Here is a 26,560-nt window from a genome sequence, read left to right on the forward strand (position 1 = left end):
GGCCCAGCCGTGGCACCATGGCGCCTCTTCGACCGACGCCTGAGGTACCCGACGATGCGGCTTTTGCCCCGTGCCCTGTCCCGCCATTGGCTCGCCGCCTGGCTCCTCGCGCCGCTGCTGGTGGGCGCCGCCGCCGCCCAGACGTCCCAGCAACCGCAGCAAGCCCAGCCTCCTCAGTCTCCCCAACCCCAGCAACCGCTCACGCTGGCCAGCGACCCGCTGGTGCTCGCCAGGGCCGCCCTCGGCGCCGAGCGCGGCACGCTGGTGGTCGGCACCCTGCGCGGCGGCCAGGCCGCCTACGGCGCGGCCTACAACCCCGAGCCGCCCACGCCGCCGCGCGCCCTTGCGGCCAACAGCGCGGAGCAGCCGATGTTCGAGATCGGCTCGGTCACCAAGGTGTTCACCGGGCTGCTGCTGGCGCAGTCGGTGGAGCGCGGTGACGTGAAGCTGGACGACACCGTGGGCAAGCTGCTCGCGGGCAAGGCCGACGTGCCGCAGCAGCCGCTGCCGCCCGCCGTGGCCTCGGTCACGCTGCGCCAGCTGGTCACGCACACCGGCTGCATGCCCGTGATGGCCGACGGCGTGACCGGCGGCGCGCCGCTGGCCGAGCAGTTCCGCAGCTTCGACAAGCCCATGTTCTGGGCCGCGCTGGCGCGCATCAAGCTCACGGCCGCGGCGCCGCCGTGCGAGGCCGCGTACAGCAACTTCGGCATGGCGCTGCTGGGCCAGCTGCTGGCCGAGCGCTACGGCACCTCGTGGGGCGAGCTGGTGCGCGCGCGCATCACCGAGCCGCTGGGCATGAACGACACTGTGATCTTTCTCGGCGACAAGGCCTCGCGCATGGCCCCGGCCTTTGCCGGCGACCGCCGCCAGCCGCTGTTCGACATGCAGGCCTACGCGCCGGCCAGCGCGCTGCGCTCCACCGCCGCCGACATGCTGACCTTCAGCCGCGCCGTGCTGGCCGGCGCCAACGGCCCGCTGGGCCCGGCGGCCGTGCGCATGCTCACGCCGCTGGCGCGCTACGAGGGCGCGGAGATCGGCTATGCGGTGATGGTGCGCGGCCCCGAGGGCGGGCGCCGCACCTACTGGCACGCCGGCCTCACCGAGGGCTACCGCACGCTGTGGCTGCTGGCGCCCGACACCGGCGAAGCCATCGTCGTGCTCAGCAGCAACGCACGCGCGCCGATGCAGTCGGTGATGCTGGCCATCGGCAAGAGCCGCTACCCCGTGTCCACCGTCGAGGTGCCCATCGACGCGAAGCGGCTGGACGACTACAAGGGCGAATACCGCGTCAGCCGAACGCAGGCGCTGAGCTTCACGGTGCGCGGCGGCCGGCTGCTGGTGCGCGAGACGGGGCGCGGCTACAACGCGCTCACGCCCACCGGGCCCGACCGCTTCGCCGTGGCCGGCATCGGCGCGCAGCTGGTGTTCCGGCGCGACGCGGGCAACGTGGTGGTGGGCGTGACGCTGGCGCAGGGCGGCAGCCAGCTTGACGCGCGGCGCGTGGGCGAAGCGGTCGCCGTGCCGCAGGAGTAGGCAAAGGCTGCTGCTGCGGTCGGCGCCTTCAGCGCGTTAGCGCGTCATCGCGAGCAGGCGCCCGGCCAGTTGCGCGATCTCGTCTCGCATCACCAGCTTTTCGAGCCAGTGCGCGGGAATGCCGCCCACGCCGTAGAACGCGCCCGCCAGCTGGCCGCAGATGGCGGCGGTGGTGTCGGCGTCGTCGCCCAGGTTGGTGGCGGCCAGCACGGCTTCTTCGAAAGACTGGGTGTGCGCGAAACACCACAGCGCCGCCTCCAGCGACTCGACGCAGTAGCCCGAACCCTTGATGCGCTCGCGCGGCTTCGTCGCGTAGTCGCCGCGTGCCAGCGCCGCGACCTTCTCACTCAACACGGCGAGCGGCGCGGTGGCAAGAATGGCCGCCTTGCTCTCGCCGAGCAGGGCCGCGCGCAGCTGCAGCGCGAAGAGCTGCGAGCACGCGATGGCCTCCTGCGCGCCGTGCGTGATGCGCGTGCTGTCGCCGGCCTGCTGCCAGGTGGCCTGCGCGCTCGGCGCGAAGAACATGGGCACGGGCGCCAACCGCATCAGCGCGCCGTTGCCGGCCGTGCGCGGGTCGGGGTCGCCCGAAAACGGATCGCCCGAGGCCAGGTAGCGGGTGAGGGCGCCCGACACCGTGATGCCGATGTCGAAGCAGTTGCCGGTGCTGCTCATGTAGCCCACGCTGCGCCAGTTGCAGTAGCGGTTCATCTGGTCGACGGCGTCGAAGCCCTCGCGGTGCACCAGGCTGGCGGCCAGGCACAGCGCCATCGAGGTGTCGTCGGTCCACTCGCCGGCGACCAGCCTGAAAGGGCCGCCGCCGACCATGTCCGTCACCGGCTCGAAGCTGCCGCGCGTGCGGAACTCGACCGTGGTGCCCACGGCGTCGCCGCAGGCCAGCCCGAGCAGGCAACCCTCATAGCGTTCGAGCGGGCTCATTGCGACTGCCCTGGCGTATCCAGAGCGTCGGGCGCGGCGCTGAGCGCATCGCGCGCCGCCATCAGCGCGAAGCCCAGCAGGTTGAGTCCGCGCCACGCGCGCGGGTCTTGCGCCGCGGGGTCGGTGGCCGCCAGGCCGATGCCCCAGATGGGGTCGACCGGGCTGGCCTCCACCAGCACCTGATGCCCCGTGCCGAGCAGGAAGGCGCCCAGCGCCGGGTTCTGCGCGAACTTGGCGATGTTGCCCTGCGTCACGATGTCCAGCCGCGCCGCGGCCCACGCCGCCTCGTCGAAACCGCCGATCTCGCGGCCCAGCTTCTTCGCCTCGCCCGGCGTGCGCGCCGCGAGGATGCGCTCGCAGGTCGCCGTGTCGTCGAACAGGCGCGCCTTGCCAGCCATCATGAAATGCTCGGCCGTGCGGTACCTGATGCCGTCGAGCTTGAACCCGGCCTCGAACCATTGGCTGAAGCAGCTCTTGTTCACGCCGGCCTTCGGCGCCTGGTGGCCCCAGAACAGCAGGTACTCGGGGCGGTGGCCCTGCGCGAAGTAGGCGGGCAGGTCGCGGGTGCTGCGCGGGGTGGCGGTAGCAGTATTGATGATGGTGGCGGCGCCGATGTTGTTGTTCGTCATTTGTTTTTCTCCCTCATTGGCCGATCATTGGCCGATGCCGATCGGATGCTCCACCGGCAGTTGCAATTCAGCGTTGTCGTTCTGCGCCAGCGCGCGCTGGGCGTCCACGAAGGCACGCATGTCGATCACCTCCAGCAGTTCTTCGTGTGCCAAGGCGACCAGCGCACGCCCGCGCAGGCCGAGCTGGATTGCGCGGCGCTCGAGCTTGTGGCCGCTGGGCGAGTGGTCAGGGTCCCACTGCAGCCGCACTTCGGAGCGCCCGACCGCAGCCTGCCACGCGTCGCGGCTCGGATAGCTTGAGTCGAAGGTCGACGGCACAGCCTCTCGCACCAGCCGCTCGAAAAATGCGCGACGGAGCCGCAGTCCGAGCGTTACCTCCTGACCTTCCTTGGTGCCCCAGCCAGAGCGGTACATCATCCAGAGGAAGTTCGGCTTGATCCAGCTCATGCGCGAAAGACTGAAGTCCGGCCCATCGAGCCGTCCGTTGCGAATGGCGTACTCGCCGATGGCCGGGCGATAGGCTTGGTACACGACAACCGATTCAGCGTCGTGATGAGCCAGGATGTGTCGCCCGCTCTGTGGCCAGCGCACACGCTGCGCCAGGTGTCGCTCGGTGGGAAGGGGTGTGACAGCGGTGTTCATTTTTTAATCCTCTTGTTGTTTTATTTGTCATGAGAGTTGTCCAGTACAACTAATCAAGGGTTGTATAGTACAACTAACAAATCTGGAGTCAAGCCTTCCCGTGAAAACACCTTCGTCGAACTTTCCCCCGCTGACCTTTCCGCGCCCGCTGGTCACGGTCGACGTGGTGATGTTCACCGTGCTCGGCGACGCGCTGCAGGTGCTGCTGGTGAAGCGCGCCGCGGACACCGACGAGCCGTTTCCCGGCAAGTGGGCCTTGCCGGGCGGCTTCGTGAACATCGACGAAGACGCCACCCTGCTCGGCTGCGCGCTGCGCAAGCTCAGCGAAAAGACCGGCGTGGCCGCGCCCTACCTGGAGCAGCTCGGAAGCTGGGGCGGCGCGCAGCGCGACCCGCGGGGCTGGTCGACCACGCACTGCTTCTATGCGCTGATTCCCGCGCAAGCGATGCAGCTGCGCAGCGGCGCCAACACGGCCGAGGTGGCGTGGTTCGAAGTCGATGCCGCCGCGCGCAAGCGGCTGGCCTTCGACCACGGCGAGTTGCTGGAGGCCGCCGTCGCGCGGCTGCGCAGCAAGGTCGAATACACCTCGCTGCCGGCCTTCCTGCTCGAGGAGCCCTTCACGCTGCCTGCGCTGCAGCACACCTACGAGGTGGTGCTGGGCCGCGACATCGACAAGAGCGCGTTCCGCAAGCGCATGCTCGACGGCGACTTCATGGAAGAAGCGGGCATGGTCACCGGCACGCTGGGCCGGCCGGCCATGAGCTACCGGCTGCGCGACCGGTCGCAGGCGGCGCTGTTTCCGCGCACCTTCAACGCACGTTGAAGTTCGTATTTCTCAACGCACGTTGAAGCGAACCGCTTCTCAACGCACGTTGAAGTTTGTGTTTTTCAACGCACGCTGAAGCCATCGCACCGTCTCAAAGCCGCTGCTGCATCGCGTCGAGATACGTCCGCACCACAGCGCTGGTGCTCAGCCCGATCGCGCGGTCGTAGGCCTGCCGCGCGGCGGCGCGCGCACCGCCGGCCGCCAGCAGGTGCGCGCGTGCCGCCCAGAAGGGCTGGTAGCTGGCCACCTCGTCCGCCGGAATCGCATCGAGCGCCTGCAGCCCCGTTTCAGGCCCGCGTGCATTGGCCAGCGCGCACGCCAAGCTCACCTGCGCGCCGATGCTCGGGCGCAGCGCCAGCAGGCCTTCGTACAGCGACACCAGCGTTTCGGGCGGCACGGGTGCGCCGGCGCGGCGCTCGCAGTGCGCCGACTGGATGGCCGCCTCCAGCTGGTAGGGGCCCAGCGACGCCAGCGTGGAAGCCTGCCGCAGGTGGTGCTCGGCCTCGGCCAGCAACTCGTGGTTCCAGCGCGTGATGTCCTGCTGGTCGAGCGGCACGTAGGCGCCGGTGTCGCTGCGGCGCGCGGCCAGGCGCGCATCGCAGAACAGCATGAGCGCCAGCAGGCCGAGCGGCTCGGGCTCGTTCGGCATCAGCCCGCACAGGATGCGGCACAGGTCGATGGCTTCACCAGTGAGCCCGCGGGGCAGGGCGTCGGCGCCGTCCACGTCGTCCCAGCCGGTGCCGTAGGCGGCATAGATGCCGTCGAGCACGTCGCGCAGGCGGTGCGGCAGCTCGCGCGCCTGCGGGTATTCGAAGGGCACGCCGGCCGCGCGGATGCGCGCCTTGGCACGCACCAACCGTTGGGCCAGCGTGGAGGGCGATGTGAGAAAGGCGCCTGCCATGCGCGCGGCGTCGATGCCGAGCACGGTCTGCAGCATCAACGGTGCGCGCGCCGGCGCGTCGATGGCCGGGTGCGCGCACACGAAGAGCAGGCGCAGCCGCTCGTCGGGCACGGCGGCGCCGTCGTGTCCATGCGCGGCGCCGTCATCGACCTCGCCCGCCAGCAGCATCAGCGTCTGCGTGGCCTTGTCCTGCACGCGGGTGTGGCGCCAGGCGTCGAGCTTGCGGTGGCGCGCCACGCTCAGCAGCCAGGCATCGGGCTGCTGCGGAATGCCGTCGGCGGGCCAGCGCTCGAGCGCGCGCGCGAAGGCGTCGGCCAGCGCATCTTCGGAGGCGGCGATGTCGTGCGTGCGCGCGGACAGGATGGCCAGCAGCCGCCCGTACGAATCGCGCGCCGCGCGCTCGGCGGCCTGGTGCGCCGCCGGGCCGCTCATGCCGCGGCGGCCATGGCGGTGGCGGTGAACACGGGGCGCACCTCCACGCCGCCGGTGGTGGCGCAGGGCGCACGCTCGGCCCATTCGAGCGCGGCGTCCAGGTCGGCCACCTCGATCACGAAGTAGCCGCCGAGCTGCTCCTTGGTGTCGGCGAAGGGGCCGTCCTGCACCTGGCGTTTGTCGCCGCGCACGCGCAGCGTGGTGCCGGTCAGGGGCGGCAGCAGGCCGTGGCCGCCCAGCGAAATGCCCGCGCGGCGCACGGCGTCGGCATAGGCCATCCAGCTGGCGCGGTAGGCCCGGGACGAGGCGTCGTCGCGTTGTTCGAACTCGGACGCGGGCTGATAGAACATCAACATGTACTGCATGGTGTCTCTCCGTCATGGAAGAAGCTGCTGAGCAGGATCGCTCACCACAATGACGGCCCGCCGGCGGCCATTTCGACACGGGGGCGCCGTGCCGAGCAGAATATTCTTGACCTTAAGGCGCCGCGGCGCAATGCATCGTTTCGCGCTCGGTTCAGCAAACGCCCAGGCGGTTCAAGCCGCCCGCGCCTGCACCGAAGGCGCGAACATCGCCTCCATCTCGTTGCGCAGCTTGTAGGCGGCGGTGCCGGCGTCGATGGCCACGTCGGCCCATGCCAGGCTCTGGCCTTTCTTCACCGGGCTCACCAGCTTCACGTTGTGCGCCAGCCCCAGCGGCAGGCCGCCCAGGCGCAGCGAGCGTTCGGCCGGCAGCAGCTTGCCCCACACGGTGTAGCCGCCTTCGCCGTCGAGCATCTCGCCCGCGGCCAGGTCGCGCTTGGCGGTGGCGACCACGTCGGCGTTCCAGCAGGTGGCCACGCCGGTGGGCTCGCCGCGCAGCGCCACGCTGGCCACCGACATGCCCACCTCCAGCCCGATGAGGTGCCAGCGCTTGTACAGCGTGAAGTAGCGCCCGCTCGGGTCGGTGTGGGCGTTGTATTCCTCGAAGCAGTTCCTGATGTAGTCGGTCTCGGCCTCCACCGTGACCCACACGCCCATGCGGATGTCGTACGGGATCTTGCGGCCGTCGGCCTCCAGGGAAGACACCACCTCGACCATGCCCTTGCGCTCCAGCACGCCGCCCTCGCTCTTCGGGCGCGTGACGAAGGGAATGTCTTCCACGCTCGCGGGCGGGTAGAGCAGGCCGTCCGACGGCACGGTGAGGCCGGTGGCGTTGGCCACGGCCGAGCTTTCGATGGAGGGCTTGGAGCCGTCCAGAAAGCTGTTGAACATCTTCGGGTTGAGCCCGCCGCGCTTCGCCTGCTCGGGCGTGAGGCCGTAGTTGCCCCACACCGTCTCGGGCGTCGATTCGGTGAAGTGCGCCAGCCACTTGTGGCCGCGCCCGGCCGCCACCACCGGCAAGCCGCAGGTGCGCGCCCAGTCGACCAGGTCGCAGATCAGCGCGGGCTGGTCGCCGAAGGCCAGCGAATAGACCACGCCGGCCTGCTGCGCCCGGTGCGCCAGCAGCGGGCCGCAGAAAGCGTCGGCCTCCACCGTCACGTTCACCACGTGCTTGCCGTGCGCGAAGGCGTCCAGGCAATGGTCGACCGCGGCAATGGGGTTGCCGGTGCACTCGACCACGATGTCGATGGAGGGCTCGCGCGTCACGGCCTGCCAGTCGTCGGTGATCCAGGTGGTGCCGTGCTTCAGTGCCTCCTGCACCGAGCCGGCGGCGGCGCGTTCGGGCTGCCAGCCCACGCGCGCGAGGTTGACGCGCGCCGCGTCGGGCGACAGGTCGGCAATGGCCACCAGCTGAACGCCGGGCGTGCGCGGAATCTGCGCGAGGTACATGGCGCCGAACTTGCCGGCGCCGATCAGGCCGATGCGAATGGGCCGGCCTTCGGCGGCGCGTTGTTGCAGGCGGGCGTAGAGGCTCATGGGGTCAGGCCTCCACTTCGTCGATGACATCGAGCGACGTCTTCAGCGCGCTCTCGGGCAGGCCGTGCTTCCACGGCACCTCGACCGGGCAGGGCGCGAGCAGGCAGTCGTCGGGCAGCATCGCGATGGGCGTGAAGTCGCGGTGCGCGATGTATTCGGGGCGCTTGTGGCGGCGGATGTGGTTGCTGACCGCGCACAGGCTCAGGTACACGGCCACGCGGTTGAAGGGCGACAGGTTGCTGCCCGAGGCATGCACCAGGCAGCTGTGGAACAGGATCATCGAGCCCGCCGGCCCCTTGGGCGACACGATGCCGCCGTGCTTGCCGCCGGCGCGCTCCACCAGCTGCGCGATGAGCGCGTTGTCGACCGTCCACAGCGGGTAGCTGGTGGTGGTGAGGTCGTGCCTGGCATCAACCACGCCCTTGCGGTGGCTGCCCGGAATGAACATCAGCGGGCCGTTGTGCTCGCTCACGTCGTCCAGGAAGATGGCCACGTTCATTGCGCGCTCGGTGGGCATCAGGTCGTCGTTGAGCCAGGTGCCGTAGTCCTGGTGCCACTGCCACACCTGGCCCTCGAAGGCCATCTTTCCGTTGATCTTGAACTGGTGCATGTAGACCTCTTCGTCGAACAGGTCCATCACCGGGCCCACCATGCGCGGGTGGCGCGCCAGCCGCGCGAAGGGCTCGCTGACCAGGTGCGCGGCAAAGTTGGTGCGCACAGCGTCCGAGCCTTTCTCGCGCACGTTGAAGGCCTCGCGCCGGGCGTACAGCTCGGGCACCGCGTCGGTCAGCACGCGGGTTTCGTCGGCCGAGAAGTGGCCGGGGAAGAACAGGTAGCCGTCGCGCTCGAACTGCGCGCGTTGCTCGGGGGTCAGCTTCATGCCTTGTCTCCTTTTGTCTTCGGTGGGGTGATCGGTGCGCGGGCGGCGCCGCGCGACAGCTGCGCGAGCCGCTCGCCCAGGGCCTGGCTGGCCTGCGAGACGTGTTCCTCGCTCAGGCGCGCGGCGCGCTCGGCGTCGCCGGCGGCAATGGCCGCGGCAATGGCCTCGTGCTCGTCCCACAGCGACTCGCGCTGCGGCTCGGCCTGCAGCACCGCGCCCATGGCCCGGCGCAGGTGGCGCCAGTGCGGGTCGGCGCTCTGGCCGATCAACGGGTTGCCCGAGGCGGCGTAGATGGCCTGGTGGAAGGCGACGTCGGCGTCGAGCATGGCCTCCACGTTGCGCCCGCGCGCGGCGCGCCGGCCGCGCTCCATGAGCTTGGGGTCGATGCGAAAACACAGTTGCGCCGCCAGCCGCGCGGCCAGCGCGTCGAGCGCGCCGCGCACCTGGTAGACCTTGCGCATCGCCTCGGCCTCCAGCGGCGCCACCAGCACGCCGCGGCCCGGCGCGTCGAGCACGAAGCCGTCTTTCTTCAGCAGCCGCAGCGCCTGCAGCACGGGCTGGCGCGACACCGACAGCCGCTGCGCGATGTCTTCCTGCGTGAGGCGCTCGCCCGGCGCGAGCGTGCCGCTGCTGATGGCGCCGAGCAGGGCGCGGTAGACCTGGTCGACGAGGTCGGGCGCGACCTCGATGCTGACGAGCTGGGCGGGCATGGCAGACCTTTTTTCTGAACTCTGTATACAGAGTACGAACATTGCCGCCGCCGTGCGTACCGGGTTTTTACCCATCAGGACTGCAAAAATTTGCAAGCCGCCGCTAAGCTCTGGCCCCATGCAACTACCTACCTACGACGACGTCACCGCCGCGGCCGCGCGGCTCGAAGGCCATGCCCACCGCACGCCGGTGCTGCAATCGACCACCGCCAACGAGCGCTGGGGCGCGCAGTTCTTCTTCAAGTGCGAAAACTTCCAGCGCATGGGCGCGTTCAAGTTCCGTGGTGCGTTCAATGCGCTGTCGAAGTTCGATGCCGCGCAGCGCAGGGGCGGCGTCATCGCCTTCTCTTCAGGCAACCACGCGCAGGCGATTGCGCTGTCGGCGCGGCTGCTGTCGATGCCCGCTGTCATCGTCATGCCCAAGGACGCACCGGCCGCCAAGGTGGCCGCCACCAAGGGCTACGGCGCCGAAGTGGTGATGTACGACCGCTTCACCGAAGACCGCGAGGCACTCACGAAGCGGCTCGCGCAGGAGCGCGGCATGACGATGATTCCGCCCTACGACCATCCCGACGTGCTGTCGGGCCAGGGCACGGCGGTGAAAGAGCTGATCGAGGAGACCGGGCCGCTGGACCACCTGTTCGTGTGCCTGGGCGGCGGCGGGCTGCTGTCGGGCTCGGCGCTGTCGGCGCGTGCGCTGTCGCCGGACTGCAAGGTCTACGGCGTGGAGCCCGAGGCGGGCAACGACGGCCAGCAGTCTTTCCGCACCGGGAAGATCGTGCACATCGAAACGCCCAAGACCATCGCCGACGGCGCGCAGACGCAGCACCTGGGGGAGTACACCTTCGGCATCATCCAGCGCGACGTGGACGACATCTTCACCGTGACCGACGCGCAGCTGGTCGATGCGATGCGCTTCTTCGCCGAGCGCATGAAGATGGTGGTGGAGCCCACCGGCTGCCTGGCCTTCGCGGGTGCCATCGCGGCCGGCAAGGCCATCGCGGGCCAGCGCGTGGGCATCGTGATCAGCGGCGGCAACGTCGACCTGTCGCGCTTCGCCGCGCTGATCGCGCCGCAGCAGTAGTCCGTTCAGGCGCCCAGGTTCACGGGCGAATGCCGCCGGCCGTCAGGTGCAGCAGGCGGTCCGCGCGGGCGGCGGCGCTTTCCGAGTGGGTCACCAGCACCAGCGAGGCGCCGTGCTCGCGGGTCTGGCCGATCAGCAGGTCCATCACCTTGGCGGCGGTCGTGGGGTCGAGGTTGCCGGTGGGCTCGTCGGCCAGCAGCAGGGCGGGGCGGTGCACCAGCGCACGGGCGATGGCCACGCGCTGCAACTGGCCGCCCGACAAGGTCTGCGGCAGCCGGCCGCCCATGCCGGGCAGGCCCACGGCGTCGAGCATGGTCGCCACGCGGCCCTGGTCTTTCTGCTGGCCGAGCAGCATCAGCGGCAGCGACACGTTCTGCGCCACGTCCAGGTGCGGCAGCACATGGAAGGCCTGGAACACGAAACCCACGTGACGCCGCCGCCAGAGCGCGCAGGCTTCGCCGTCGAGCGCGCCGATGTCGGTGCCGTCGTGCACCACCGTGCCCTGGTCCCAGCTGTCGAGGCCGGCCATGCAGTTCAGCAGCGTCGACTTGCCCACGCCCGATTCCCCCACGATGGCGACGAACTCGCCGGGCTCGACGGCCAGCGTCACGTTCTCGAACACGGGCACATCACCGTAGTGCTTGCCGAGGTTGGTAATGCGCAGCGTCATCCGGGGTGGGTGGTCTTGTAGATCAGTTGAACGGCGGTTTGCACCGCGTCGGGCGCGTCGCAGGCGACGACGGTGCGCTGCGGCATGCTGCGCAGCCACGTCACCTGCCGCTTGGCGAGCTGGCGCGTGGCGGCGATGCCGCGCTCGCGCAGGTCGGCCATGGCCCTGGCGTCGGGCGCGGTGTTGCCGCAGGCGTCCAGCGTTTCCCAGGCCTGGCGGTAGCCGACGCAGCGCATCGAGGGCAGGTCGGTCGACAGGTCGCCGCGCGCGCGCAGGGCGCGCACTTCGTCCAGGAAGCCGCCGGCCAGCATGGCGTCGAAGCGCTCGGCGATGCGCGCGTGCAGCCAGGCGCGGTCGGCGGGCTCCAGCGAGAACAGCACGCCGCCTTCGACCGGCCTGGCTGTCTTGTTGTCGCTCGCGTGAAAGCTCGACAGCGGCTGCCCGCTGCTGGCCCACACCTCGAGCGCGCGCTGGATGCGCTGGCTGTCCTGCGGCGCGAGACGCGCGGCGGTGACGGGGTCGATCAGCGCGAGCCGCGCATGCATGGCGGGCCAGCCCAGCGCGGCGGCTTCGGCGTCGATTTGCGCGCGCACGGCCGCGTCGGCCGCGGGCATGGCGTCGATGCCGTCGAACAGCGCCTTGAAATACAGCATGGTGCCGCCCACCAGCAGCGGCAGCGCGCCGCGCGCGTGGATCTCGCCGATGAGCCGCGTGGCATCGGCCACGAAGGCGGCGGCGCTGTAGCTCTCGCTCGCATCGAGGATGTCGATGAGGTGGTGCGGCACGGCGGCCTGCTCGGCGGCGGTGGGCTTGGCGGTGCCGATGTCCATGCCGCGGTAGACCAGGGCCGAGTCGACCGAGATGATTTCCACCGGCTGCAGTCGCGCCAGGGCGAGCGCGGCGGCGGTCTTGCCGGAGGCGGTGGGGCCCGCGAGGGCGACGAAGCGCGGGGGGAGCTGGGAGGCTGGGGAAAGCGGGGTGGAAGGAGCGGTGGAAGGAGCGGTGAGAAGCGTGGTGGAAGTGGCTGCGCGTGGCGCTGCCGGGGGAGCGGCCTCGGCGGCCGGAACGAAGCTGGGAGACATGGTGCGCCGAGGGTAGCAAATGGCGCGGGCCGCACGCCGGTTCAGGTCTTGCTCAGCGCTGGCGGCCGCGCACCGCCTTGGGCGCGCGGCCATGGAACCGGGTGAAGGCCGCGCTGAAGTTGGCCGGGTGCGCGTAGCCCACCTGCCAGGCGGTCTGCGCGACCTGCGCCCCGGCCTCCAGCAGCGCAAGGGCGCGCCGCATGCGCAATTCGAGCAGCAGCCGATAGGGGCTGGCACCGAACAGCTCGCGGCAGCCGCGCTGCAGTTTCGATTCGCCGAGCCCGACGCTGGCGCACAGGTAGGCCACGGTGAGCGGCGACTGCATCTGCGCCTGCATCAGGTCGCGTGCCTGTTCGAGCTTGCGGATGTCTTGCGGCGACAGCCTGCCGGCGGCTGCCGGCGCGGGCGCCTGCAGCGCGCACATTTCTCCGGCCAGCAGGCTCAGCGCGTGGATGTGCAGGTCGAGCGGGTTCTGAATCGGTTGCGCGCTGCGCCGGCCCAGCGCGGCCGCATGCGCGGCGCTGGCGGCGCTGGTGCGACCAAAGGCCAGCGGGCGCAGGCCGGCGTCGGGCAGCAGGCGGTGGCGGCCTTGCTCGCCGAAGTAGCGCGCCACCGTGTCTTCGTCGACCAGCAGGCGCAGTTGCGCCACCGGCTCGTTGGCCTTGTAGCGCCGCTCGCCGACGCTGTCGCGCGCGGCCGACACGGTGGTGAAGCCCGCGCTGAACGCCAGCCGTTCCCCGCCTTGCGATTCATAGCCCGAGTCGCCCTGCAGCGCGAAGGTGAGGATCAAACGGCGCGCGCCGTCCTGCTGCGCGCTGTGCTCGGCCAGGTCGCGCCGCGGCAGGTAGCGCGAGCGCACCACGGCCAGCCCGTGGTCGATGTCGAGCCGCTCGGCATGGCAATCGCCCACCGTGTCGGGCAACTGCAGGCGCGACCAGCCCGCCACGCCGGAAGGGGCGGCGTGGGCTTCGGTGGCGGCGATGCGAAAGGCGATGGCGAGGCTCGTTCGCAGGCGAACGGAAGGGGCGGGAAATGAATGGAAAGGGCGAATGCATATGAAACGGACCGGAATGCATTCGAACTCAGATGATAGTCATTCTTGTTTGGAAATACGCTGGGGCAAGCGTCGCGCCAGGGCTTCGAAGGCCCTTCGCACCTCACCTCGTCTCTTCTCTTCTTGGCGATTTCCAACCATGGCTTCATTGCTTTTCTGTTCCCGCGCGCGTGCCGCCTGGGCCTCTCCGCTTCTCTGCGCGCTGTGCGGCACGGCGGCCGCGCAGGCGCCCGAGCTGCCGTCTATCTCGGTCACCGCCACCAAGCAGTCGCAGCCGCTCGATGCCGTGCCGGCCAGCGTGTCGGTGCTCGACGGCGACACGCTCGAGGCGCAGGGCGCCACCGGCTTGCAGACGCTGGAACAGCTCACGCCCGGCCTGGGCTTCCAGCCCTTCGGGCAGGCCGGCGTGCTGTCGCCGGTGATGCGCGGGCTGAGCGCCAATTTCTTCAGCTTTTCTTCGTCCACGCTGTTGCTGCTCGACGGCGTGCCGACGCTGATGGCGCAGGGCTTCGACCACGCGCTGCTCGACGTCGAGCGCGTCGAGGTGCTGCGCGGGCCGCAGTCGACGCTGTACGGGCGCAATGCGGAGGCCGGCGTCATCGCCATCCATTCGCGCCAGCCGGGCAACGAACCGCGCACCAGCGTGGGCGTGGAGGCGGGCAGCCGCGAGCGGCGCGCCTTGCGCTTCGCGCTGAGCCGGCCGCTGGTGCAGGACACGCTCTACGCCAGCATCGCGGCCGAGACCTCGCAGCAGCACGGCTTCATCCGCAACACCTACACCGGCCGCACCGAGGACGACCGCGAGCGCCGCGCGCTGCGCCTGGCGCTGCGCTGGACGCCCAGCGCGCGCACCGACGCCACGCTGCGCTTCGCCAGCCAGGACTACGACGACGGCGCCGCCCTGTGGGGCTCGCCCGGCGCGCAGCGCGCCACGGTGCGCTCGGGCACGGCCAGCTACAACCGGTCGGGCGGGCGAAGCCTGTCGCTCGACGTGACGCACAACTTCGACAACGGCCTGCGGCTGCGCTCGATCACCGCGCAGAACCACGTGAATGACCGCGTGCAGCAGGACACCGACTTCCAGCCCGCCGACCTGCTGCACATCGGCCGCGACCACCGCTTTCGCACGCTGTCGCAGGAGCTGCGGCTCGAAGGCCGGCTCGGCGGCGCGCAGTGGCTGGCGGGCGTGTACCTCGACCGCGACGACCACGACCTGCGCAACACGCAGAAGCTGCCGCTGGCGTCGAGCGTGTCGGCGGCCACGCTCGAAGGGCATTCGTCGGCGCTGTTCACGCACTGGTCGGTGCCGCTGGCGGGCGCGTGGTCGGTGTCGGCGGGTGCGCGCATCGAGCGCAACGCGGTGCGGTTCGCGGCGGGTGCGGGCGGCACAGCCAATGCGGGCCAGCGCGCCGACTGGACCCACTTCTCGCCCAAGCTCGCGCTGCAGTACCAGCTCGCGCCCACGCACCAGCTGTACACGAGCGTGTCCGACGGTTTTCGCGCGGGCGGCTTCAACGTCTTCGTGCCGGCGGCGCGCTATGCGGCCTACCAGCCGGAGAAGGTGCGCTCGCTGGAGTTCGGCGCCAAGGGCACCGTGGCCGGCCACCGGCTGCGCTATGCGGCCTCGGTGTACGCCATGCGCGTGAACGACATGCAGGTGCAGCAGATGCCGGTGCCCGGCACGGTGTACGTCACCAATGCCGCGTCGGCGCGCGCGAGCGGGGCGGAGCTGTCGCTCGACTACCTCTTCGGCCAGGGCTGGCAGCTGCGCGCCGGCCTGGCGCTGAACCGCACGCGCTTCGAGCGCTTTCGCGACGGCAGCGCCGTGTACGACGGCCACCGCAACCCGTTCGCGCCCGACATCGACGGCCACCTGGGCCTGCGCTACGACGCGCCGAAGGGCTGGCATGCCCAGGCCACGCTGTCGGGCACCGGCAAGGTCTATCTCGACGCGGCCAACCGCTACAGCCGCAACGGCTACGGCCGGCTCGACCTGTCGGGCGGCTACACGCAGGGCCCGTGGGAGCTCACGGCCTACGTGCGCAACCTGGCCGACCGGCGCTACGACGCGGTGGGCTACCAGAACGGCATCGTCACCGTGTACAGCCCGCCGCGCGAAGTCGGCGTGCGGCTGAACTGGCGGATGTGACGCATGCGGCATTCCTTTTTTCCTGACACCGCTTCGATGCGCACAGACGACATGACTTCTTCGCCACACCATCCCTTGCAACATCCCTTGCAACGCTACTGGGACATCGCCAGCGCCGCCGTGCAGGCCGACGCACTGGCCGCCGCGCTGGAGCTCGGCGTGCCCGACGCGCTGCGCGAGCACGCCACCGCGCACGACACCGCGCAGCGCCTCGGCCTGCAGCTCGCCGCCATGGGGCCCCTGCTCGACCTGCTGTGGAGCCTCGACGTGCTCGACCGCACCGAGGCCGACGGCGGCGGCGTTCACCGCTACCGCGTGAGCGAAGGCGCGCGGCGTTTCCTGCTGGGCGACGGCGCGGCGTTTTGCGGTGACGCCTTGCTGTTTAGGCTGCGCAGCCTGCGCGCGGCGGGCGGGCGGTTGCACGGGCAATTGCAAGGCGGTCCGCAGCCCGAAGAAGGGCAGGCGGTGCCCCGGCCTGCGACGGGCGCCGATTCCGATTGGGCCCAGGCCGCGCGCGTGCAGATCGGCCAGGAGCAGCGCGCGGTCAGCGTCGAGGCGGCGCTGCACGTGATGGCGCGCGTGCCCGAGGCGGCGCGCACGAAGCGCTGGCTCGACCTGGGCGGCGGCCCCGGCTGGATCGGCATCGCGCTGGCCAAGGCATGGCCCGACTCGCAAGGCGTGGTGTTCGACGGGCCCGCCACGGCGGCGGTCGCCAGGGAGAACATCGCGCGCGAACAGCTCTCGCACCGCGTGCGCGCGGTGGGCGGCGACGTGGTGCGCGACGGCATCGGCGAGGGCTACGACCTGGTGTGGTGCTCGTCGGTGCTGCACTTCGTGCCCGACATCGACGCCCTGCTGTGCGTGGTGCTGGCGTCGCTGCGCCCCGGCGGCATCTTCGTCTGCGCGCATGCCGAGGTGGGCGCGTCGCGCGAGGGCGCCGCGGCCGTGCTGCCGTTCTACCTGCCGATGATGATGCTGGGCCGCCACGTGGGCGCCGCCGGCTCTGGCGAGGCCGCGTTGCAGCGCGTGGGCTTCGAGTGCCTGCGGCGCTTTGCGTCGACCGGATTTCCGATGGCGCCGCTGCAGGTGCTGGTGGCGCGCAGGCGGGCCGCATGAGCCGTTCGCCCATGTCCCGGCTGCGCGAGAACCTGCTGCAGTCGCTCTTCGCCGGGCTGAACCTGGCGCTCACCGCGCCCAGCGTCTACCTCTGGCTGGGCCTGCCGGTCGTGATGCGGCAACACGGCTGGAGCGGGCTGGAAATCGGGCTGTTCCAGCTCGCGGGCTTGCCGGCGGTTTTCAAGTTCGTGCTCGCGGTGCCGGTGGAGCGGCTGCGATTCAGGAGCGGGCACTACCGCGCGTGGGCTGTGCTGCTGTGCCTCGGCTTTGCCGCGGTGCTGGGCCTGCTGGCGCAGCGCGCGCTGCTGGCCGACCGGCTCGCGCTCTATGTGCTGGCCGTGGCGGCGGCGCTGATGTCGACGTGGGCCGACATTCCGGTCAACGCGCTGGCCATCCGCCTGCTGCCCGCCGCGGCGCGGGTGCGCGCGGGCGGGCTGCGTTCGGCGGCGCTGTCGCTGGGCGCCATCGTGGGCGGCGGGCTGATGCTGCTCGTGCAGGCGAAGTGGGGCTGGGCCGCACCGTTCTGGGTGATGGCGGGGCTGCTGGTGGCGGGCGTGCTGGCGCTGCTGTGCGTGAACGAAGGCGATGCCGCGGCTTCATCGCCGGTGCAGGGCGTGTCGAACGGCCGGGCGCGCGGCTATTTCGCGCAACCAGGCGCTGGAGCGTGGACGGTGCTGCTGCTGGCATGCTTTCCCTTCATCGGCGCGGCGTGGTTCTTTTTGAAGCCGTTGCTGATCGACCGGGGCTTCGCGTTGCCGCAGGTGGCGTGGCTCGTGGGCGTCGGCGGCGGGCTGGTCGCGGCGGTGGCGAGCATGGTGGCCGCGGCGGTCATTCGGCGGGTTGGCGTGGAGCGCGCGGTGCCAGGCATCGCGCTGCTGTGCTGTCTTTGCATCGCCTTGCTCGCGGCGCTGGTGGGCCTGCAAGCGCCACCAGCGTGGCTGGCGGTGGGTGCGTTGCTGGTTGCGCTGGCGATGGGCGCGGCCGCGTCGCTGGCCTTCGGGCTGATGATGTTCTTCGCGCGCGACGGTCACCATGCCGCGGACTATGGCCTGCAGGCCAGCCTGTTCGCGCTGAGCCGCCTGGTGGTGCCGGTGGCCGCGGGCTTCCTGCTGGACCGCACGGGCTATGCGGGCATGCTCGCCGGCCTGGCGGCGGCGATGGGTGGGGTGTTCGTGTTCGTGCTGGGCGCCCGCCGGGCCATCGGCCGCGGCGTGGCGGTCGGCTGAAGCGGCGGCGCGGCCCCAGTGCTCGCGGTGATCAGATGGCCGCGGGCACCGGCGGCAGCACCTTGCCGCTCACGTCTTGCGGCGTGAGGGCGCCGCCAGCGGGCGGCGCGAGCTTGGGCGTCGGGCGCGGCACGCCGGCGTTGCTGGCGACCATGTTCTCCGGCTTCATGCGAAACAGCTGCGTGAGCGCCGAACGGTATTGCGTTTCACCGACCGAGTTGGTGTTGTGGTGCGAGCCGCCTTCCACCAGCACGAACAGCTTGGGCACGGTGGCCGCGTCGTACAGCTTGCGCCCCAGCGTGGGGTTGATCAGGCTGTCGGCGGTGCCGTGCACCACCAGCAGCGGCGCGCCGATGTCCTTGACCTTGTCGATGGCCTCGAAGCGCTGCGTGATGAAGGGCCCCAGCGGCAGCCAGCCCCACTTGAAGCTGGCGACCACGTCGGCGATGGAGCTGAAGGTGCTCTCCACGATGGTGCCGCTCTCGTCGTTCACGTGCGCCGCCAGGTCGATGCCGATGGCGCCGCCCAGCGAGTGGCCGAAGATGTAGCGGTGCTGCTTGGGGTGGCGCGCGGCCAGCCAGGTCCAGGCGGCGCGGGCGTCCTCTCGGGCCGATTCCTCGGAGGGCAGGCCCTTTGAGCTCTTCCCGAAACCGCGGTAGTCGATGGCCAGCACCGAGAAGCCCAGCTCGTGCATGCGCTGGATGCGCGGCGCCGAGCCGGCCACGTTGTAGCGCGCGCCGTGCAGGTAGAGCATGACGGGGGTGTCGGTGGTCTCGGGCGCGCCGCCCAGCCACAGGCCGTGCAGGCGGGCGGGCTCGCCGGTGAGGGAAGACTGGAAGTCGATCCACACGTCCTCCATGCCCTGGGTCATGGAGGCGGTGTTGCCCCAGCTGCGGTCGCTGGGCTGGAAGATCCACTCACGCTGTTGCGCGTCGAGCGTCGAGCAACCGGCGGCGAGCAGGGCGCAAAGCGAGAAGACAGACGCGAGGAGGGTCCAGCGTTTCATCATGGGGTTGAGGGACAGCGAAGTCGGCGGAAAAGTTCACCTGCTCTGACCGCCGTGCGCCGACATTGCACTTTGGTAACCCCCTCAAACAACGCTCGTTGGCGCTTCAGTGAACCTATGCAACGTGCGTGCCCGCCGCACGGATGACCGTCCAAAACCCTCGAAAACCCTGAAAAAAGCGCCGAAAAACCTATCGCCCGCGCATGAACAGCGAATCGAGCTCGCGAATGGACAGCTGGCGCCAGGTCGGGCGGCCATGGTTGCACTGGTCCGAACGTTCTGTTGCTTCCATTTGGCGTAACAGTGCGTTCATCTCGTCCACGGTGAGTTTCCGGTTGGCCCGCACCGCCCCGTGGCAGGCCATGGTGGACAGCAATTCGTTCTGCGCGCGCTGCACCACGGTGCTGGCGTCGTGCTGGGCCAGCTCGGCCAGCACGCTGCGCGCCAGCTCCACCGGGTCGCCGTCGGCCAGCGTGCCCGGCACGGCGCGCACCGCGAGCGTGCGCGCCGAAAACGGCGTGATCTCCAGGCCCAGCGTGGGCAGCACGTCGGCGCAGGCCTCGGCCGTGGCCACTTCCTGGGGCGTGGCGGCGAAGGTGGCCGGAATGAGCAGCGGCTGGCTGCTGATGGCGGCGCCGTCGAGCTGGGTCTTCAGGCGTTCGTAGACGATGCGCTCGTGCGCCGCGTGCATGTCGACGATGACCAGGCCCTGGCTGTTCTCGGCCAGGATGTAGATGCCCTGCAGCTGCGCCAGCGCCCGGCCCAGCGGCCATGCCTGGTCGTTGGCCTGGAGGGCCGCGGCACCCGTGCCGAGATTGGCGCCCAGGTTGGCGGGAGGGCTGAACGCGGCCGGCGCCGAGGCCGGGGAGGCGAACGAAGACGAAGACCGCAGCGCGGGCCCGGCCTCCTGAACGAAGCCCGTGGAACCCGCGGGGCTCGTGCGGAGGGGCCACATGGCCTCCAGGTCGCCCGCGCCGCGTTCCTGCGCCACGAAATTCATGGCCGGCTGCGACCAGCCCGCGTTCGACGGCAGCTGGGTTTCCTTGAAGAAGGGTTGCTGCGCGGCCGATGGCACCACGGCGTCGCCGGCGCGCGGGGCAGCCAGGGCGTCCTCGATGGCGTGGCGCACCGCCTGGTGCACCTCGCGCCCGTCGCGAAAGCGCACTTCGATCTTGGTCGGGTGCACGTTCACGTCGACCCGCGCGGGGTCGATTTCAAGGTACAGCGCGTAGATCGGCTGGCGCTGGCCGTGCAGCACGTCTTCATAAGCGCTGCGCACCGCGTGCGACAGCACCTTGTCGCGCACGAAGCGGCCGTTGACATAGAAGAACTGCTGGTCGCCGCGCGAGCGGGCCGCGTCGGGAATGCCGGCGCGCCCGACGACGCGCACCGGGCCGTGGGTGCGCTCGACGGCCACGCTCTGCGTGACGAAGTCGTCGCTCAGCGCGTCGGCCAGTCGCTGCTCGTGCGTGGAGGCGCCGCGCCACTGCTCGACCAGCTTGCCGTCGTGCCAGACCGAAAAGCCCACCTCGGGCCGCGCCAGCGCATGGCGGCGCACCGACTCGATGCAGTGGGCCAGCTCGGTGGCGTCGGTCTTCAGGAACTTGCGGCGCGCGGGCGTCGCGAAGAACAGCTCGCGCACCTCCACCGTGGTGCCGGTGGAACGCGCCACGGGCCGCAGCTCGCCGGTGCGCCCGTCGAGTGAAAAAGCGGTGTCCGCGCCGGTGAAGCGCGACAGGATGCTGAGCTCGGCAATGGCGTTGATGGCCGCCAGCGCCTCGCCACGAAAGCCCATGGTGCCGACCGTTTCCAGGTCGTTCAGGCTGGCGATCTTGCTGGTCGCGTGGCGGCGCAGGGCCACCGTGAGTTCTTCGCGTGGAATGCCCAGGCCGTCGTCTTCCACCGAAATCAGCCGCACGCCGCCCGAGGCGAGGCGCACGGTGATGTGGCTGGCGCCGGCGTCCAGCGCGTTGTCCAGCAGCTCGCGCACCACCGAGGCGGGGCGCTCGACGACTTCACCGGCGGCGATCTGGCTGATCAGCTCGTCGGGAAGCTCGCGGATCGGACGGCGTTCGGTGGGGCTGCGGGGGATGCTGGGGGTGGGGAGGGCGCTCACGCTGGGCATTTTAGGAGCGCGATGAAGCCGGGCGCTGCGCAGGGCGTTGTTCACGGCGCCCTCTGCGCGCGGGCGTTCCTTGCTCGTTATTTCAGCAGCGTGTTCGAAGGCAGCGTCTCGTCCAGCAGCTTGCGGGCGGTCTCGATGCCCGCCACGGGCAGCAGCTTGGGGTCGAGCAACCCGACCTGCACCAGCACGCTGGCCTGGTCCCAGTAGATGTGCTCGTGGTACAGCTTGTTGCCACGGAACTTGATGACCGCCAGCAGCGGCACCTCCACCCGCTTGCCCGTGGGCGCCACGCCCGGCAGCATCCACGGGATCTCGGTGGTGTGGGTGAAGCTGAACAGCATCTCGTCCACCACCTGCGTGGCGCCCACGGTGCGCGAGATGGGCACCAGCGCCGTGTCCGGCGGGTTGCTGTTGACGAAGTGGTTCGTGTAGAAGGCGTGCAGGTCCTTGTAGCCCACGCCGCCCGTCATGGTCGGGATGTGGTTGACGTAGGGCTGCGCGACCATCGTGCCCATGGTGTCGTCGACGTTACGCGTGCCGAACTCGTATTCGCAGTGCTTGTCCCACAGCGCCGAGAGGTCGTAGTGCGGGCCGATGCCGCCTTTCAGCGTCGCGATGCTGCGCTCGTGCGCCATCAACGCGGAGGGCTTGTGGAAATGCTCGCCACCGGTGCGCGCGAAGGCGTGGTCCATGCCGGGGTACACGTACAGAGAGACACCCGAATGGCCCTTGAGCGTGGCGACGATGCGGTCGCGTGCTTCGGGCGGGCAGAACTTGTCGAGCTCGGCGATGTGAAGGGTCAGCGGGCACTTGATCTTGTCGGCCTCGTCGAGCGCGGCGTCGATGCCCACGCCGTAGTAGCCGACCGCGGCGTCCGCGTCGGTGCGGCAGGCTGCCAGATAGGCCAGCTTGCCGCCGAGGCAGAAGCCCAAGACACCGACTTTCTTCCCAGGCACTTCGGCACGCGCACGCAGCACATCGATGGCGCTCTGCATGTCCGCCATGCCCTTGGCTTCGTCGAAGCCGCCGTAGAGCGCGAAGGCGCGCTGCCAGTCGGCTTCGCTGTAGCCCAGCTCCACGTCGGGCTCCTGGCGCCAGAACAGGTCGGGCACGAGCGCGACGTAGCCTTCCTCGGCGTAGTAGTCGGCGATCTCGCGCATGGTGTGGTTCACGCCGAAGATCTCCTGCGCGATCACCAGGCCGGGGCCGCTGCCGCTCTCGGGCAGGGCGAGGTAGCCGCGGAAGGTGCCGCTGCCATCGGCAGCTTGGATCTGGATGTACTGACCGGTCATCGTGGGGGTCTCCAAGTGGGGTGATTCAGGGAGCGTTCGTATTCAACAAGGATAATCCGCGCCCATGGAAATCATCAGCTTTCTCGTCGACTTCATCCTTCATGTCGACAAACACCTCGAGGCCTTCGTCATTGCCTACGGCCCCTGGGTCTATGCGCTGTTGTTCCTCATCGTCTTCGTGGAGACCGGCGCGGTCGTGATGCCGTTCCTGCCGGGCGACTCGCTGCTGTTCATCGTGGGCGCGCTGTGCGGCGCCGGGCTCATGAACTACCCGCTGGCCTGCGGCATCCTGATTGCGGCGGCCATTCTGGGTGACCAGTGCAACTACTCCATCGGGCGCTACTTCGGGCCCAAGGTCTTCCAGTGGGAGAACTCGCGCTTCTTCAACCGCAAGGCCTTCGACCAGGCGCACGGCTTCTACGAGCGCTACGGCGGCATCACCATCATCCTGGCGCGCTTCATGCCCTTCATTCGCACCTTCGCGCCCTTCGTGGCCGGCGTGGCCGAGATGAGCCGCGCCAAGTTCACCATGTTCAACGTGGTGGGCGCGCTGATCTGGGTGCTGGGCATCGCGACGGCGGGCTACTTCTTCGGCAACCTGCCGTTCGTGCGCCAGCACCTCGACAAGATCATCTGGGCGCTGATCTTCGTGCCGGGCCTGCTGGCCATCTTCGGCGCGTGGCGCGCGTCGAAAGCCGAGAAGGCGCGCACCGCGCAGGCCTGAGCTTCTTCCCTCACAAAAGAAAAAGCGCGCCTTGATGGCGCGCTTTTTCGTTCAGGCTGAGTCCAGGCCGAACAGCGATCAGTAGTTGGGGCCGTTGCTCGGGTAGTAGCCGCTGCCCTGCGGATAACGCTGGCGGTTGTAGTTGCGTTCGTCGGCATTGCGGCCGACCTGGTTGCCGATGATGCCGCCAATGGCTGCACCACCCACCGTGCTGGCAGTGTTGCCGCCGATGGCATTGCCCACCAGCGCACCGCCCACCGCACCGACGCCAGTACCGAGGTTCTGGTTGGGGCCGCTTGCGCAGCCTGCGATCGTCATGACCGAAGTGGCTGCGGCTGCAGCGATCCAGAGACGTGTGTTCATGATGTCCACCTTTCGAAGAGTGATGGGTCATCATGTTCAAAACCCGCTCGCTCCCTGTGTAGGAGCCTGCCGCGCCTGCCTGTGCGGACACATGGGCCGCCCGGCGTGGGACATCAGGGCGCTGCCACTGGCGCTGTGGCTTTGCAAAGCAGCCCGCCATGGCTCGGCGCCAGAGCAGGCTTCGAACTTCAAAGCTGCCGGCTGCGCGCGAGCGGTGGGTTCTGCGCAAAGTAGCGCTGGATGCCGCGCATCAGCGCGTCGGCCAGGTTCTCCTGGTAGTCGACGCGGCGCAGGTTGGCCTCTTCTTCGGGGTTGCTGATGAAGGCGGTTTCCACCAGCACGCTGGGAATGTCGGGCGCCTTCAGCACCGCGAAGCCGGCCTGCTCGACCTGGCCCTTGTGCAGCCGCGCGCCGATGCCCTTGATTTCGCCGAGCATCGCGCCGCCGAGCTTCAGGCTGTCGTTGATCTGCGCGGTGGTGCTCATGTCAAGCAGCGCGCGCTGCACCTGCGCCTCGTGGCCGCCGACGTTCACGCCGCCCACCTTGTCGGCGTCGTTCTCTTTATTTGCCATCCAGCGCGCGGCGCTGCTGGAGGCGCCGCTCTGGCTCAGCGCGAACACGCTGGCGCCGCGTGCGGCGGGCGTGGTGAAGGCGTCGGCGTGGATGCTCACGAACAGGTCGGCCTGCACGCGGCGCGCCTTCTGCACGCGCACGCCCAGCGGCACGAAGAAGTCGGCGTCGCGCGTGAGAAAGGCGCGCATCGGGTTGCCGTTGACGCTGCCTGCGTTGATGCGATCGCGCAGGCGGAACGCCACCTGCAGCACGATGTCTTTCTCGCGCGTGCCGCTGGGGCCGGTGGCGCCGGGGTCTTCGCCGCCGTGGCCGGGGTCCAGCGCCACGATGATGATGCGGTCGGTGCGGCTCGCGGTGGCGGTGCCGCCGCCGCGCGCCACCGGAGGCGGTGGTTGCACGGGCCTGGGGGGCGCAGCCGCCACCACGGGTGGCACGGGTGCAGGCACCACGAGCGCGGGCGCCGCACGGTCGGGGCCCGATACCACCGGCGGTGGCGGCGCGGGCGGGCCGGGGCGCATCGATTGCTGCGCCATCAGTTCGCCCAGTGCGTCGACCGTGGGCGCGGGCGAAGGTTGCGGCGTGTTGCCCGCCACAGCCGGTGCGTTGTTGTTGCCGCCGGTGGTTCGCGGCGCGTCGCGCAGGCGCTCGGCAATCAGCGCTTCCATCGGGTCGATGGCCTGCTCGGGGTACAGGTCGAGCACCAGCCGGTGCTTGTACGCGGCCACGGGTGCGAGCGAGAACACCTGCGGCACCACGGCCTGCTTCAGGTCGAACACGATGCGCACCACCTTCGGTGCGTACTGCCCGACGCGCAGGCCGTTGATGTAGGGGTCGCTGGGCTTGATCTTGCCGACCAGCTCGCGCAGCTCGGGGTTCAGGTCGATGCCCTCGATGTCCACCGCCAGCCGCGGCGGGCTGCCCACCACAAGCTGCTGCGAGTTCAGGCGCGCGTCGGACTCGATGGTCACGCGCGTGTAGTCGGCCGCGGGCCAGACGCGCACCGCGAGGATGCTGGCGCCGCGCGCGATCTGGTGCACGCCGAGCATCAGCGCGATGCTGCCGCCCTGCAGCAGCACGCGCCGTTTCAGTCCGGCCGCCTTCATGCGGCGATGCGCGCCAGCAGATCGCTGCCGCGAGGGGTGTTCGCGAGGAGGGTCACGCTGCGTGTGTCGTCGGTCATTGCTTCTATTTTAATAGCGAGGTCAGCCGGCGGGGTACGGCCCGCGGCGTTGTCAGGCCACTCGGCGAGCTTGAGGCCGGGGCCCGCGAAGATGTCGCGAAAGCCCGCGTCGTCCCATTCGCGCGGGTCGCTGAAGCGGTAGAAGTCGAAGTGAAAGATCTGCAGGCCGTCGGGCGCCTCGTGCGGCTCGACCACGGCGTAGGTCGGGCTCTTGATGCGCCCCGCGATGCCCAGCGCGCGCAGCAGGTGGCGTACGAAAGTGGTCTTGCCGGCGCCCAGGTCGCCGTGCAGCGCGATGAAGGCGTCGCGCACGGCGGGCGCGCCCGCCAGCGCACGCGCCAGGGCGTCGGTGTCGTCTTCGCTGCGCCAGCGCAGGGTGCGGGTGCTCGTTTGCGTTTCTACAATCGGCAAGTGATCGTCAGCCATCCACTCGTTGTTCGTATTCAGGCCTTGGCCCGGGATCTCGGATTCTCCCAAATCGGAATCGCGGGCGTCGATTTATCGAGCGCCGAGGACGGTCTGATGCAATGGCTGGCCCATGGGTTCCATGGCGAGATGCAATACATGGCAACACACGGCACCCGGCGCGCCCGCCCGGCCGAGCTGGTGCCGGGCACGGTGAGCGTGATCACCGCGCGCATGGACTACCTGCCGCGCGACACCGCCCCCGAGTGGCAGGCCATCGAGTTCGATCGCCTTGCGCGCCCCGGCGAAGCCATCGTGTCGGTCTATGCGCGGGGGCGGGACTATCACAAGGTGCTGCGCAACCGCCTCGCCAGGCTGGCCGAGCGCATCGCCGAAGAGGTGGGCCCCTTCGGCCACCGCGCGTTCACCGACTCGGCCCCCGTGCTCGAGGCCGAGCTGGCCGCGCGCAGCGGCCAGGGCTGGCGCGGCAAGCACACGCTGGTGCTCGACCGCGACGCGGGCTCGATGTTCTTCCTGGGCGAGATCTACGTCGACATGGCGCTGCCGCCGAGCGAGCCCGTGACCGCGCACTGCGGCAGCTGCAGCGCCTGCATCGACGTGTGTCCCACGCAGGCCATCGTCGCGCCGCGGCGGCTCGATGCGCGGCGCTGCATCTCGTACCTCACCATCGAGCACAGCGGGCCGATTCCGTTGGAGCTGCGCCCGCTGATGGCCAACCGCATCTACGGCTGCGACGACTGCCAGCTGATCTGCCCCTGGAACAAGTTCGCCAAGAAAAGCACGCTGCCCGACTTCGACGCGCGCGAAGGGCTCACCGGGCGCACGCTGGCCGAGCTGTTCGCGTGGACCGAGGAAGACTTCCTGCGCCGCACCGAGGGCAGCCCGATTCGCCGCATCGGCCATGAACGCTGGTTGCGCAACATCGCGGTGGCGCTGGGCAATGCTGCGCGGGCGGGGGAGGGCGATGCGCACGAAGCGCTGGCCACGCGCGCCACGCACGACAGCGAACTCGTTCGCGAGCATGTGGCCTGGGGCCTGGCGCAACAGGCCGCGGACCTGGCCTGAGCTTTCAGCCGGCCAGGCAATCGAAGCCACCAGCC

25 protein-coding genes are annotated in these 26,560 nt (G+C 70.0%); 8 read left to right on the forward strand and 17 right to left on the reverse strand.

What is annotated here, in order from left to right; translation table 11 throughout:
* Positions 1-54: 54 nt before the first annotated feature.
* On the forward strand, positions 55-1,536 hold the full coding sequence (locus tag AB6807_RS24205; RefSeq protein WP_371086532.1) for a serine hydrolase domain-containing protein: 1,482 nt from the start codon (positions 55-57) through the stop codon (positions 1,534-1,536).
* 36 nt (positions 1,537-1,572) lie between these two features.
* Here the strand turns inward: AB6807_RS24205 and AB6807_RS24210 are convergent, their stop codons facing one another.
* The 3 genes from AB6807_RS24210 to AB6807_RS24220 are packed head-to-tail and all read right to left on the reverse strand — an operon-like array spanning position 1,573 to position 3,743.
* Positions 1,573-2,472: an ADP-ribosylglycohydrolase family protein gene (locus AB6807_RS24210; protein WP_371086533.1), complete on the reverse strand. Its 900-nt coding sequence runs from the start codon at positions 2,470-2,472 to the stop codon at positions 1,573-1,575.
* Positions 2,469-3,101 (reverse strand): NADAR family protein, encoded by a 633-nt coding sequence (locus tag AB6807_RS24215; RefSeq protein WP_371086534.1) that lies wholly within the window; start codon positions 3,099-3,101, stop codon positions 2,469-2,471. The genes AB6807_RS24210 and AB6807_RS24215 overlap by 4 nt, the downstream gene beginning before the upstream one ends.
* A 24-nt stretch (positions 3,102-3,125) precedes the next feature.
* Positions 3,126-3,743, reverse strand: coding sequence for a DUF4291 domain-containing protein (locus AB6807_RS24220; protein WP_371086535.1), 618 nt, complete (start codon positions 3,741-3,743; stop codon positions 3,126-3,128).
* A gap of 169 nt (positions 3,744-3,912) precedes the next feature.
* Between AB6807_RS24220 and AB6807_RS24225 the strand changes: the two genes are divergently transcribed.
* Entirely contained in the window at positions 3,913-4,566 is a 654-nt protein-coding gene (locus AB6807_RS24225; protein ID WP_371086597.1) for an NUDIX domain-containing protein, read from the forward strand.
* A gap of 94 nt (positions 4,567-4,660) precedes the next feature.
* Here AB6807_RS24225 and AB6807_RS24230 read toward each other — a convergent pair whose 3' ends face one another.
* The 5 genes from AB6807_RS24230 to AB6807_RS24250 form a co-directional block, all read right to left on the reverse strand.
* Positions 4,661-5,902: an RNA polymerase sigma factor gene (locus AB6807_RS24230; protein WP_371086536.1), complete on the reverse strand. Its 1,242-nt coding sequence runs from the start codon at positions 5,900-5,902 to the stop codon at positions 4,661-4,663.
* Complete coding sequence (locus AB6807_RS24235) at positions 5,899-6,267, reverse strand: YciI family protein (protein ID WP_116914426.1); 369 nt, start codon at positions 6,265-6,267, stop codon at positions 5,899-5,901. The genes AB6807_RS24230 and AB6807_RS24235 overlap by 4 nt, the downstream gene beginning before the upstream one ends.
* Positions 6,268-6,438: 171 nt before the next feature.
* On the reverse strand, positions 6,439-7,800 hold the full coding sequence (locus AB6807_RS24240; protein WP_371086537.1) for an NAD(P)H-dependent oxidoreductase: 1,362 nt from the start codon (positions 7,798-7,800) through the stop codon (positions 6,439-6,441).
* Positions 7,801-7,804: 4 nt separating this feature from the next.
* The gene (locus AB6807_RS24245) at positions 7,805-8,680 is read right to left on the reverse strand and encodes a phytanoyl-CoA dioxygenase family protein (protein WP_116914424.1); all 876 of its coding nucleotides are present in this window, start codon (positions 8,678-8,680) and stop codon (positions 7,805-7,807) included.
* Positions 8,677-9,390 (reverse strand): GntR family transcriptional regulator, encoded by a 714-nt coding sequence (locus tag AB6807_RS24250; protein WP_371086538.1) that lies wholly within the window; start codon positions 9,388-9,390, stop codon positions 8,677-8,679. Before AB6807_RS24250 ends, AB6807_RS24245 begins: the two co-directional genes overlap by 4 nt.
* Positions 9,391-9,508: 118 nt before the next feature.
* Here AB6807_RS24250 and AB6807_RS24255 point away from each other — a divergent pair, with 118 nt between their 5' ends.
* Positions 9,509-10,474 (forward strand): threo-3-hydroxy-L-aspartate ammonia-lyase, encoded by a 966-nt coding sequence (locus tag AB6807_RS24255; RefSeq protein ID WP_371086539.1) that lies wholly within the window; start codon positions 9,509-9,511, stop codon positions 10,472-10,474.
* A 19-nt stretch (positions 10,475-10,493) separates the two neighbouring features.
* On the opposite strand, the gene AB6807_RS24260 is transcribed toward AB6807_RS24255, so the two are convergent.
* The 3 genes from AB6807_RS24260 to AB6807_RS24270 are packed head-to-tail and all read right to left on the reverse strand — an operon-like array spanning position 10,494 to position 13,172.
* Positions 10,494-11,144, reverse strand: coding sequence for an ABC transporter ATP-binding protein (locus tag AB6807_RS24260; RefSeq protein WP_116914421.1), 651 nt, complete (start codon positions 11,142-11,144; stop codon positions 10,494-10,496).
* Positions 11,141-12,226 (reverse strand): tRNA (adenosine(37)-N6)-dimethylallyltransferase MiaA, encoded by a 1,086-nt coding sequence (miaA, locus tag AB6807_RS24265; RefSeq protein WP_371086540.1) that lies wholly within the window; start codon positions 12,224-12,226, stop codon positions 11,141-11,143. The genes AB6807_RS24260 and miaA overlap by 4 nt, the downstream gene beginning before the upstream one ends.
* A 52-nt stretch (positions 12,227-12,278) precedes the next feature.
* Positions 12,279-13,172, reverse strand: coding sequence for a helix-turn-helix domain-containing protein (locus AB6807_RS24270; protein ID WP_371086541.1), 894 nt, complete (start codon positions 13,170-13,172; stop codon positions 12,279-12,281).
* Positions 13,173-13,419: 247 nt separating this feature from the next.
* Between AB6807_RS24270 and AB6807_RS24275 the strand changes: the two genes are divergently transcribed.
* From AB6807_RS24275 to AB6807_RS24285, 3 genes are all read left to right on the forward strand, one after another.
* Entirely contained in the window at positions 13,420-15,429 is a 2,010-nt protein-coding gene (locus tag AB6807_RS24275) for a TonB-dependent receptor (protein WP_371086542.1), read from the forward strand.
* A gap of 87 nt (positions 15,430-15,516) precedes the next feature.
* A complete protein-coding gene (locus tag AB6807_RS24280; protein ID WP_371086543.1) occupies positions 15,517-16,545 on the forward strand; it encodes a methyltransferase in 1,029 nt (342 codons plus the stop codon).
* Positions 16,542-17,771 carry an MFS transporter gene (locus AB6807_RS24285; protein WP_371086544.1) on the forward strand — a complete coding sequence of 410 codons (1,230 nt, stop codon included), beginning with the start codon at positions 16,542-16,544 and terminating at the stop codon, positions 17,769-17,771. Before AB6807_RS24280 ends, AB6807_RS24285 begins: the two co-directional genes overlap by 4 nt.
* A 31-nt stretch (positions 17,772-17,802) precedes the next feature.
* On the opposite strand, the gene AB6807_RS24290 is transcribed toward AB6807_RS24285, so the two are convergent.
* From AB6807_RS24290 to AB6807_RS24300, 3 genes are all read right to left on the reverse strand, one after another.
* On the reverse strand, positions 17,803-18,777 hold the full coding sequence (locus AB6807_RS24290) for an alpha/beta hydrolase (protein WP_371086545.1): 975 nt from the start codon (positions 18,775-18,777) through the stop codon (positions 17,803-17,805).
* A gap of 190 nt (positions 18,778-18,967) precedes the next feature.
* The gene (gene mutL / locus AB6807_RS24295) at positions 18,968-20,893 is read right to left on the reverse strand and encodes a DNA mismatch repair endonuclease MutL (protein WP_371086546.1); all 1,926 of its coding nucleotides are present in this window, start codon (positions 20,891-20,893) and stop codon (positions 18,968-18,970) included.
* Positions 20,894-20,979: 86 nt separating this feature from the next.
* The gene (locus AB6807_RS24300; protein ID WP_371086547.1) at positions 20,980-22,194 is read right to left on the reverse strand and encodes a dienelactone hydrolase family protein; all 1,215 of its coding nucleotides are present in this window, start codon (positions 22,192-22,194) and stop codon (positions 20,980-20,982) included.
* Positions 22,195-22,258: 64 nt separating this feature from the next.
* On the opposite strand from AB6807_RS24300, the gene AB6807_RS24305 reads away from it, so the two are divergent.
* The gene (locus AB6807_RS24305; protein ID WP_116907079.1) at positions 22,259-22,918 is read left to right on the forward strand and encodes a DedA family protein; all 660 of its coding nucleotides are present in this window, start codon (positions 22,259-22,261) and stop codon (positions 22,916-22,918) included.
* Between the two features lie 78 nt (positions 22,919-22,996).
* On the opposite strand, the gene AB6807_RS24310 is transcribed toward AB6807_RS24305, so the two are convergent.
* The 3 genes from AB6807_RS24310 to tsaE all read right to left on the reverse strand — a co-directional run bounded on the left by AB6807_RS24310 (position 22,997) and on the right by tsaE (position 25,460).
* On the reverse strand, positions 22,997-23,281 hold the full coding sequence (locus AB6807_RS24310; protein ID WP_116907805.1) for a glycine zipper domain-containing protein: 285 nt from the start codon (positions 23,279-23,281) through the stop codon (positions 22,997-22,999).
* A gap of 188 nt (positions 23,282-23,469) precedes the next feature.
* The gene (locus tag AB6807_RS24315; protein WP_371086548.1) at positions 23,470-24,957 is read right to left on the reverse strand and encodes an N-acetylmuramoyl-L-alanine amidase; all 1,488 of its coding nucleotides are present in this window, start codon (positions 24,955-24,957) and stop codon (positions 23,470-23,472) included.
* The gene (gene tsaE / locus AB6807_RS24320; protein ID WP_116907081.1) at positions 24,954-25,460 is read right to left on the reverse strand and encodes a tRNA (adenosine(37)-N6)-threonylcarbamoyltransferase complex ATPase subunit type 1 TsaE; all 507 of its coding nucleotides are present in this window, start codon (positions 25,458-25,460) and stop codon (positions 24,954-24,956) included. Before tsaE ends, AB6807_RS24315 begins: the two co-directional genes overlap by 4 nt.
* On the opposite strand from tsaE, the gene queG reads away from it, so the two are divergent.
* Positions 25,446-26,525, forward strand: a complete 1,080-nt coding sequence (gene queG / locus AB6807_RS24325) for a tRNA epoxyqueuosine(34) reductase QueG (RefSeq protein ID WP_371086549.1) — start codon at positions 25,446-25,448, stop codon at positions 26,523-26,525. The two genes, tsaE and queG, sit on opposite strands and share 15 nt — an antisense overlap.
* Positions 26,526-26,560: the final 35 nt, after the last annotated feature.

This window comes from Variovorax sp. RCC_210 (assembly GCF_041355175.1).
GTDB lineage: Bacteria > Pseudomonadota > Gammaproteobacteria > Burkholderiales > Burkholderiaceae_C > Variovorax.